6 protein-coding genes and 1 pseudogene are annotated in these 10,055 nt (G+C 64.6%); 5 read left to right on the top strand and 2 right to left on the bottom strand.

Translation table 11 applies throughout. The annotated features are described in order from the left end of the window. Positions 1 to 7 precede the first annotated feature (7 nt). From NKI52_RS04160 to NKI52_RS04140, 5 genes and pseudogenes are all read left to right on the top strand, one after another. Positions 8 to 2,116, top strand: a complete 2,109-nt coding sequence (locus NKI52_RS04160; protein WP_502896637.1) for a PAS domain-containing hybrid sensor histidine kinase/response regulator — start codon at positions 8 to 10, stop codon at positions 2,114 to 2,116. A 150-nt stretch (positions 2,117 to 2,266) separates the two neighbouring features. Then, on the top strand, positions 2,267 to 3,766 hold the full coding sequence (locus NKI52_RS04155) for a helicase HerA domain-containing protein (RefSeq protein WP_352697123.1): 1,500 nt from the start codon (positions 2,267 to 2,269) through the stop codon (positions 3,764 to 3,766). Positions 3,767 to 4,005: 239 nt separating this feature from the next. Further along, positions 4,006 to 4,632 carry a hypothetical protein gene (locus tag NKI52_RS04150; protein ID WP_352645387.1) on the top strand — a complete coding sequence of 209 codons (627 nt, stop codon included), beginning with the start codon at positions 4,006 to 4,008 and terminating at the stop codon, positions 4,630 to 4,632. Between the two features lie 191 nt (positions 4,633 to 4,823). Next, positions 4,824 to 5,126, top strand: coding sequence for a hypothetical protein (locus tag NKI52_RS04145; RefSeq protein ID WP_156937525.1), 303 nt, complete (start codon positions 4,824 to 4,826; stop codon positions 5,124 to 5,126). A gap of 143 nt (positions 5,127 to 5,269) precedes the next feature. Then, positions 5,270 to 6,162: pseudogene (locus NKI52_RS04140) on the top strand (ATP-binding protein); the annotation flags it as partial. Between the two features lie 247 nt (positions 6,163 to 6,409). Here the strand turns inward: NKI52_RS04140 and NKI52_RS04135 are convergent. Together NKI52_RS04135 and NKI52_RS04130 are read right to left on the bottom strand one after the other, a co-directional pair. Next, on the bottom strand, positions 6,410 to 8,914 hold the full coding sequence (locus tag NKI52_RS04135; RefSeq protein ID WP_352454712.1) for an adenylate/guanylate cyclase domain-containing protein: 2,505 nt from the start codon (positions 8,912 to 8,914) through the stop codon (positions 6,410 to 6,412). Between the two features lie 42 nt (positions 8,915 to 8,956). After that, positions 8,957 to 10,051 (bottom strand): branched-chain amino acid ABC transporter substrate-binding protein, encoded by a 1,095-nt coding sequence (locus NKI52_RS04130; RefSeq protein ID WP_352697121.1) that lies wholly within the window; start codon positions 10,049 to 10,051, stop codon positions 8,957 to 8,959. Positions 10,052 to 10,055: the final 4 nt, after the last annotated feature.

Below are 10,055 nucleotides of genomic sequence, written 5' to 3'. Positions count from 1 at the left end.
CCGCTCGATGCAGAAGCTGTCGAGAAACGGAGCAAGGAAGCTGGAGGTCATGGCGCCGGCAGCGGGGCCGGCAAAGGCGCGCATCCTGGCCGTGGATGACGACGAGCGCAATCTGCTGGCGATCGGCGAGGTTCTGGCCCCTATCGGTGAAGTCGTCTGCGTGCAGTCGGGCGAAGAGGCGTTGCGCGCACTGCTGAAGGAGGATTTCGCAGTCATCCTGCTGGACGTGCTGATGCCCCGGCTGGATGGCTACGAGACCGCGGGATTGATCCGCCAGCGCGAGCAATCCAGGCGAACGCCGATAATTTTTCTCACCGCCATCAACAAGGAAGACGCGCACATGCTGCGCGGCTACGACGCCGGCGCGGTGGATTACGTGTTCAAGCCTTTCGACCCGGCCATGCTGCGTTCCAAGGTTGCCGTGTTCGTCGAACTTCATGAGAAGACGCTCGAAATCCAGCAAAAGGCGGCTGCCGAGCAACGGCTGCTGGCCCAGGCACTGCAGGCGCAGAAGGAAAAGCTCGAGGCCGAGCGGGCGCTGCGCAGCGCACAGGAGCGGCAGCATGCCATTTTGAGCTCTCTTCCGGTCTGCTTCCACGCAAGGGCGGCGGAGCCGCCGTTCGGCGCCAGCTTTGTCACCGAAGGGGTCGAACGCCTGACCGGCTTTCCTGCGGAACGGCTGACCGCCGATCCAGGCTTCGGCCTGAGCCGCGTTCATCCCGACGATCTGCCGAGAGTGAGGGAGGTCCTGCTCGCAGCCAAGGCCACCGGCTCCTACACCTGCGAATTCCGCTGGCAATGCGCCGACGGCAATTACCGGATTTTTCTCGACCAGGGCGTCCTGTCGAATGGCTCCGACGGCCGGAACCCCGAGATCCTCGGCACATTGCTGGACGTTACCGAGCGGCGCGAGCTTGAGGACCAGCTGCTGCAGTCGCAGCGCCTCGACGCGATCGGCAAGCTTACCGGCGGCCTGGCGCATGATTTCAACAATCTGCTTGCCGCAATTCTCAGCGGATTGGGATTGCTCGAGCGCCATGCCGAGTTCGACGGACAGACCAGGCAGGTTCTGGAACTGACACGCCGGTCGGCAAAACAAGGCGCCGAGCTCGTCAACCGCATGCTTGCCTTCTCGCGCCGCCAGACGCTGCGGCCGCAGGCCGTGCGCCTCGCCGCGCTCGGCGATACAATGAACGGGTTGGTGGCCCCGGTCCTGGGCGGCCTGATCCGTTTCGATTGGCTTGTCGACGACACTGTGTGGCCGGCGCATGTCGATGCCAGCCAGCTGGAGCTCGCGCTGATGAACCTGGTCTTCAACGCGCGCGATGCCATGCCGTCCGGCGGCACGATAATCGTGGAGGCGCAAAATCGAACGCTAGGCAGTGCAGCCGAGGATATTTCGGCGGGCGACTATGTCGTGGTCACGGTCAAGGACACGGGGTCGGGCATACCGGCTGACATTCTCGCCAAGGTCGTAGAACCGTTCTTCACCACAAAACCGGTCGGCAAAGGCACTGGCCTCGGTCTGAGCACGGTGCATGGTTTCGTCAAGCAATCGGGCGGCACGCTTCGCATTGAAAGCACCGTCGGCAGTGGAACATCCGTCCAGCTCTGGCTGCCGCGTTCAATCGAGCGCCCGGTGGAAATCGCCGAGAAGTCCGATGCCGACGACAGCGTCGGGAATGCCGGCGAGGACTATCCATCGGTCCTGCTGATCGACGACAGCAATGTACTACGGGAACTGACGGCGCAATCGCTTCGCCAACACGGCTTTGCGGTTACCTGTGCCGGGGGCGGTGCCGAAGCGCTGGCGATGATCGAGCGGGCGCCGTACGATTTCGATGTCATCGTCACCGATTTTGCCATGCCGCTCGTCTCGGGCCTGGAGGTCATTCGGTTCGCCCGGAATCTGCGGTCCGATTGGCCGGCGGTGATGATAACGGGATATGCCGATGCCGACGCGATCGCCGACCGGCCCCCCGACGTGCCGCTGCTCGGCAAACCGCTGCGCGAAAAGGACCTGATGGAGAGCATTCTTGCGGCGGCCGCGCGCGCCGGCTCGCAGAAAGCCAGGCAGGCCCAGCCGGTGAAAGGCGGGTACCGGTTTTCGACCTGAAGAGACAAGCCTTATCGAATCGAAACGGTACGTTCCGTATCCTCGATCGTCCGCGACATCCAGCCTGTGCGCAACACGGAGCGCCGGCCATGGCGCGCTCGACGGGCTGTGATGCGGTTGATAAGCCCTCTCCGCAAGGAGAGTCGAGACATGACCGTTGCGATCGAGATGGGCCAGACGAGCGCAGGCGCCCCGGCGGCGCTGGATCTTGAGGAACTGCTGGCGACGCGGCTTCTGGTGCAGGGCAATTCGGGCTCCGGCAAGTCCCACCTGCTGCGCCGGCTCTTGGAGCAGAGCGCGCCCTGGGTGCAGCAGACCATCATCGACCCCGAAGGCGACTTCGTGACGCTGGGCGACCGTTTTGGCCATCTGGTGATCGACGCCGAGGAGCATACCGAGCGCGGCCTGCAGAGCGCCGGCGAGCGGGCGCGCATCCACCGCGTCTCCACGGTGCTCAATCTCGAGGGGCTCGACGCCGAGAACCAGATGCGGCGCGCCGCCGCCTTCCTCGGCGGGCTTTTCGAGGTCGCCCGCGACCACTGGTACCCGATGCTGGTGGTGGTGGACGAGGCGCAGCTGTTCGCGCCGGCCGTCGCCGGCGAGGTTTCGGACGAGGCGCGCAAGCTCTCGCTCGGCGCCATGACCAATCTGATGTGCCGTGGCCGCAAACGCGGGCTGGCCGGGATCATCGCCACCCAGCGGCTGGCCAAGCTTGCCAAGAACGTCGCCGCCGAGGCTTCCAATTTCCTCATGGGCCGGACTTTTCTCGATATCGACATGGCGCGTGCCGCCGACCTTCTCGGCATGGAGCGCCGCCAGGCCGAGGCCTTTCGCGACCTCGAGCGCGGGCAGTTCATGGCGCTCGGCCCGGCGCTGTCGCGCCGTCCGCTCGGCTTGCGCATCGGCCCGACCGAAACGAGTCCGCGCAACGCGACCCCGCGCCTGATGCCGCTGCCGGAAGCGGCGTTGGAGGATGCCCGTGCGATCATCCTGGCGGCCCCGCCGCCGGAAACCGTCCGGCCGCAGCGCCGCTCGTCGCCGGATCTGCTCGATCAGCTGATGGCGGCGAAGTCGGCGGCGCTGGAAATCCGCCCGGAAGCAGCGGAGGCGCAAATCAGCGCCGAGGATTTGGCGGAGCGGCGCGAGCGCGTCGACCGGGTGCTGCGCGCCGTGCTGGCGCAACCCGACGCCGGCTTCCGCGTCATCGGCGTGCTCTATCAGGAGTTCGTCGTCCGCTGCCGCATCGAGGGCCTCGCCTCGGTCGTGCCGGACCTGCCCGAGTTCCGCCGCATGCTGACCCGCGCCCGCGCCGGCCTCGGCTCCGACATGGCGGGCGACGACGCCTGGCAGGACGTCTCGGCGCGCGCCTCGCTGCTGCCCGAGGACATGCAAGGCGTGTTCATGATGATCGCTCGCGCCGCCAAGGAGGGCTGGCCCTGCCCGAGCGACGCGGCAATCGCCCGCGCCTACGGCTCGCACTCGCTGCGCCGCGCCCGGCGCCTGCTGACCTATATCGAGGAGCAAGGCCTCATCGTCTGCCAGCTTGATAGCACTGGAAGGCGGACGGTGACGCTGGTGGAGCTCGCCTGGGCAACGGCACCGGGGGATCCCAATGCGGAGGAGGCGGAGCAGGGGAGTTTGGCTGTATGAGACTGGCGCCACGCTGCTCGGCGCATTGGCTGCGCTGTACGCTATGCTGATCTTCGCGATCGGGATCGAGGTCCCGCGGCGGCTGATCGGCAGAAAGCCGCTACGGCTCTAGATTGCCGGGGCGGTCGCAGTGATGATCGGGTACATGCGCTCTGATGGCATCCATGCCGTCTCCCGGGCGGAGAAAATCCTGATGGTGGCTATTCTGCGCCGCCGTCGGTGGGACTGTCTACTGGCTGGTGGCGGTCAAATTGCGCGCTATCCTGACACTCTTGCTCAAGTGTCTGCTCTGCGGCGCCAAGTCGCGAGCGGTTTCATGCGCATTTTTCGAAGGAGGTTTTGCGATGAAAATGTCCCGTTTTTCAAACACCGGCGCTGCGGCATGGCTGGTTGGAGCCCTGCTCAGCCTTGCCGCGCTCGGCGTCACGAAAGCGGAGGCTGCCGACATGCACCAATTGTGCCGCCAGGTGCACAACGACGACACGATCCAGGACTATTCGCCCGCGCTTCATGACGAGACGGTCCAGGCGTTCAAGGCGCTCGCTCCGGACGCTCAAATTGCGCCGGACGATTCCGAACTGCGGGCACAGGCCCAATATCGCTGCATGGACGGCAAGGTCATGGTCTGCTTCGTCGGCGCCAACCTGCCCTGCACCAAGATGAATGCGGCACGCGACAATCCTGGTGCGGATGAGTTCTGTCGGCAGAATCCAAACGCGAAAGACGTTCCAGCCGTCGCGACGGGTCACGATACCGTTTATTCCTATCGATGCCGCAACGGCCAAGCTGAGATAGCAGACGACTTGTGGGAACTCGACGAACGGGGCTTCGCGAAGAAGCTTTGGGCTGAGTTACCCGATCGCTAAGTCCGCTCACGCCAAGTGTTTTCTTGGTAGGCGCTAACCTAGATGTGTTTCGCCTGATGGCGCGAGGCCATTTATGATCGATTCGTGGCGGCAGCACCCGCAAGGAATCGTGACCGACGCCATGCGGGTGGCGGGGCTGCCGGAGTAGTGCTGCGCGCCTGCTTTGGCTTGGGGCTAGCCGGAGGATCGGAATGGGTCTCGACGTTGCAGTTTTCAAAAGCGCTTCGACCATGGAGCGGGAATTCCCCGGCTATCGCTTTCAGCGGGAACCGACAACGGGCGAATGCGAGGTGATCCATCCCGAGGGCGTAAATCTCACCTGGGACGTGGTCACGGTGTGCGACTGGTGTGTCGGAAACATCGCCCACGTCGCCGCGCTTAGAGAGGCGATTGCCGGCCTTCTCGGCGAAGGCTCGGCCTTGGAACGGATTGTCCTTTTTTTCAGCCTGCAGTGTCGGAGACGTCATCGAGGAGCCGAGCTTTGTCGAGCTTGAGCGCGAATTGCGGCTGATCGAATCAAGCACCGACGCATGGGTTCGGGAATTTGCCGATGGACTATCGGAATTGATCCGCATGGCACGGCGCGAGAAAAACCCTATCGTGTTTGTGTGACCGGCAAGCCAAGCAGAGCCCCGATGGCCGGACTTTTCTCGATATCGACATGGCGCGTGCCGCCGACCTTCTCGGCATGGAGCGCCGCCAGGCCGAGGCCTTTCGCGACCTCGAGCGCGGGCAGTTCATGGCGCTCGGCCCGGCGCTGTCGCGCCGTCCGCTCGGCTTGCGCATCGGCCCGACCGAAACGAGTCCGCGCAACGCGACCCCGCGCCTGATGCCGCTGCCGGAAGCGGCGTTGGAGGATGCCCGCGCGATCATCCTGGCGGCGCCGCCGCCGGAAACCGTGCGGCCGCAGCGCCGCTCGTCGCCGACCTGCTCGATCAGCTGATGGCAGCAAAATCGGCGGCGCTGGAAATCCGCCCCGGACCGGTGGAGCCGCCGATCAGCGCCGAGGATCTGGCGGAGCGGCGCGAGCGCGTCGACCGGGTTCTGCGCGCCGTGCTGGCGCAACCCGACGCCGGCTTCCGCGTCATCGGCGTGCTCTATCAGGAGTTCGTCGTCCGCTGCCGCATCGAGGGCCTCGCCTCCGTCGTGCCGGACCTGCCCGAGTTCCGCCGCATGCTGACCCGCGCCCGCGCCGGCCTCGGCTCCGACATGGCAGGCGACGACGCCTGGCAGGACGTTTCGGCGCGCGCCTCGCTGCTGCCCGAGGACATGCAAGGCGTGTTCATGATGATCGCTCGCGCCGCCAAGGAGGGCTGGCCCTGCCCGAGCGACGCGGCAATCGCCCGCGCCTACGGCTCGCACTCGCTGCGCCGCGCCCGGCGCCTGCTGACCTATATCGAGGAGCAAGGCCTCATCGTCTGCCAGCTTGATAGCACTGGAAGGCGGACGGTGACGCTGGTTGAACTCGCCTGGGCGACTGCGCCGGGGGATCCCAATGCGGAGGAGGCGGAGCAGAGGAGTTTGGTGTGAAGGGGGAACGAACTCACTCTGGGAAAGCACCGCTTATCATGCAGGGGGCTAAGTTTGTTTTGCGCCATATCCGGCCTTGCCAGTGATGCCGTGAATGTTAAGTCTCGGCTCCGATGCGGACGTTCCGCCCGAGTTCGAAGACTGACCGCGACCGTTCTGCGGCCTTCGCATCGATAGCGCCAATGAGCGGCGTCCCACATCCCACTCCTTGTGTCCATTGGGAGGGGTCGTTGTGGACCAAGCCCTACTACCCAGGCTTGTGACGAAGCCGATCCAGCGCGTCTCGAAGTGCATTGGCGGCATCGCCACGCTCGTCAGGGGACATCAGCTCCGGTTCAAGTTCCAACCTGAAGTGCGGCAGCTCCGTTCGAACAGCACGACGAGCGGCCGCCAAATTGGCCTTCAGATCGATGACGCGGTAGGTGGCGACGGGATAGGCGATCCCCTTGACCTGGACTTGCCCCAGTTCCTCACAGTCGATTGCGTCCTTCACTTGCGCAAACGTCTCGTAGGAAATGAGGATGGCCCCCGGCGGCGCCTCCTGCTCCAGGCGCGAGGCGAGATTCACGGCGCCGCCGATTATCGTGTAGTCCATCCGGTCCTCGCTGCCGAAGTTACCGACGGTGCAGTAGTCGGTATGGATGCCGATGCGACAGCGCAGCGGTGTTTCGATCCCCATGTCCCGCCAGACTTCGGCAAGCTCGCTAATCCGCTTTTGCATTGCAAGTGCCATCTGCGCGCAAGCCAGCGCGTCCTCCTTGACGCCGCGAGTCTCGGGATCGCCGAAAAACATCAGGATCGCGTCGCCGACATATTTGTCGATCGTCGCGCCGTGATCCGAAGCAATTTTCGACATTTCCGTCAGATAGTGATTGAGGAGTTGGGTGAGATCCTCGGATTCCATTTTGTCAGTGGTCTCGGTAAAGCCGGCGATATCGGAGAAGCATATTGTCAGTTTCTTCCGCTGGCTGGCGATCCTGACCTCCTGGCGGCCGGTGAATATCGAGCGATACACCTGGGGCGCCAGATACTTCGCCAGCTTGCTGGAAAGCGCCTCCAGAACCACGGATTTCTCGGCGAGGTTCTCCTCCCTTTGCTTCAGCTCAGTGATGTCCGAATAGACGGCGACCGTGCCGCCGGCGCTGATCCGCCGCTCGCTGACCATGACCCATCGCCCGTCGCCTCGCCTCTGCACCCAAGGTTCGCCAGGGTTGCGGTGCCGCGAGAGGCGCTCGGCGACCCACTCCTCGACCCGCCCCTCGGCGTCCCTGATGTAGCCGCGCTCAGCGGATCGGCGAATGATTTGCTCGAATGTCGTGCCGGGCGTCAGTTCGGTCTCCAGACCGGTGTAGAGCAATTCGCGGTAGCGGCTGTTGCTGAGGACGAGCCGGTCCTCCCAGTCGTACAGAGCGAATCCTTCGGAGATGCTTTCGATGGCATCGATGAGCCGCTGACGAGCTTCCGCAACGTCGCGCAGGTTCTTTTCCTCGACCTCGACAGCAGTATCCCGGAAGAGTCTCAGCGCTTCGGCCATGCGCCCGATTTCGTCGCTGCCCGCGGCTGGCAGCGGCGCACGAAGATTGCCCCCCGCAATCGCGAGCATGCCTTGGCTCACGGCCCCCAGTCGGGCGAGGAGGCTGCGGTCGACATAGAGCCAGACAACCAGAACCGAACTCAGGAGGCTGAGAAAGGCGGAGCCGAGTACAACCGCGGTGCCGTAGCGCTGGACGAGCGCGGCTTCGCGACCGGACGCAGCGATCTCCTGATCTGCCGTGGCGACCAGGCGATCGACGCCAGCGGTGAGATTGCGCGACAGTCGATTGTTCTCGGCCAGAAGCCTTTCGCCCTGTGCCAGGACAGCAAACTCGTCCTCCCGCACCTTGGGGATGCTGTCCTCGCCGTCGGTCAAACCCCTGAACTCGTCAACACGCTGCCGGAAGCGGGTCCGCAGCTTTTCGTCGATCTCCGTGGAAACCTTTTCAAGAGCAGTGAGCGAACGGCGTAGCGGAAAAAGGATCAACGCCAGGTCGCCCGGCGTCGGCGCGTTCGCGACCTTCACCAGCGCGTCGTTGACCGCCGAGATCTCCAGCTGCGCCTTCTGCTGGGGAATGTAAGCCGCAATCGCCTGGACCAGGTCGGCCATCGCCGCTGCGCGTCGATCGGGCGACAGCGACGTGTCGGCCGCGACCGCCCGCCATTGCGGGAGCCTGGAATCCATTACTAGGATGCCGGTGGCCACAAGGCGCTGGCTTCCGGTCGTCGTCGCGGCGAGGCGGTTCAGGAGCTCCTCCTTGCGGGCGACCACGTCGAGCCGGGCGACAACAAGAGAGTCGAGCTCCTTCAGGTTGCGCCTCAGAACAATCGCGGCTTCCTCGATCTCGGCCAAAGGCACTGTGCCCAACGTGGCATCCCGGAGGTCCGTGCGCAGGGCCTCGAGGCGGGACATCTCGAGCGCGACGGCAGCCGAGACCTCGCTGTGCTGAGCCCTGCTTGTCGCTGCCAGCACCGATGGCGCGGCAGCAGCGACCCGTTCGGCCTGGCGCGACAGCTGGAGGGAGGCGAGCGCCGACGGCACTCGATCCGTGGTAATTCGGTCCACGACGTCGCCAACCTGGAGGAAGGCATAAAGCGCCGCAGCGGTTGCCAGCACCGCAAGGGCGCTGATCCCGAAAAAGGCGAGCAACAGCCGGCCGCGTATGCCGAGGCGTTCAAGCTCGGCGAGTCGGAACAGTCCGGCCACACTGGTCTGCATCAGACTAGACATCTCAGCCGGCACGCCGGCGATCAGCGAACCCTATTCAACCGGCACGTACTCTCCGCCGCGCCAGACGTACCAAACCCAACTCTGCTTCGTGAGGTCGCCCTTGTCGTCGAAATCGACCCGGCCGATGACGGTGTCGAATTCCTGTTCGTGCAGTGCCGCAATGATGGCCTTCTGCTCCAGCGAACCTGCCTTCGAGACTGCCTGGGCCCAAACCTGGACCGCGCAGTAGCTCAACAGCGTGTAGCCCGCGGGTTCGAAATTCTCCGCACGGAACTGCTCAACGACCGCGGCCGCTTCGGCGCTTCGCCTCGGGTCCGCCGGGAACGTGAAGAGGGTCCCCTCCGCCGCGGGGCCGGCGATCAGGGCAAATTCCTCGGTCGCCAAAGCATCTCCGGATATGAGCTGAACCGTGTAGCCACTGTCGTGTGCAGCGCGAGCAATCAGCGCAACCTCGGCATGATACCCACCCACATATAAGGCGGAGACGCCGGCGGTCTGCAACGTAGCGACCTCGGCCGAATAGTCGTCCTTCCCGGGAATGTATGCGTCGTAAACGGCCTCAGTCACGCCCCGCTTGTTCAGCTGCTTCCTGGTCTCGTCAGCGAGACCCTTCCCATAGGTCGAATTGTCGTGGAGGATCGCAATCTTCTTGTTGCCCCAGCGATCGGCAAGGTAGTTGCCGGCGATGAAACCTTGCGCGTCGTCGCGGCCAATGGTGCGAAAGACATTGGCACGGCCCTGTTCGGTCAGCTGCGGATTGGTCGAGCCTGGGGATATCTCAACGACGCCCGCCTCCTCGTACACTTTTGATGCGGGGATCGAGGCCCCGGAGCAATAATGCCCGACGACGAGCACGACCCCGTCAGCCACCAGCTTCTTGGCGGCCGCCACAGCTTGCTCGGGATCGCAGAAGTCGTCGACCGAGATGAGCCTCACCTTCTGGCCGAGCACGCCGCCCGCCGTGTTGACGTCGGCCACTGCCATCTCCGCGCCGCGCTGTCCCTGCTCGCCGATCCAGGCGAGCCGTCCCGTCATCGCAGCCGAGACACCGATCAGCACCTCCGCCCGCGCTGAGCTGAACGCGGCCGCGAGAACTAAGATCGCTATGGCGATGATGCGGTGCATGTGT

This window comes from Mesorhizobium sp. M0590 (assembly GCF_040320905.1).
Taxonomy (GTDB): Bacteria; Pseudomonadota; Alphaproteobacteria; order Rhizobiales; family Rhizobiaceae; genus Mesorhizobium.
The sequence above is the reverse complement of the archived record's forward strand: the minus strand, read 5'-3'. Positions and strand labels throughout refer to the sequence as shown.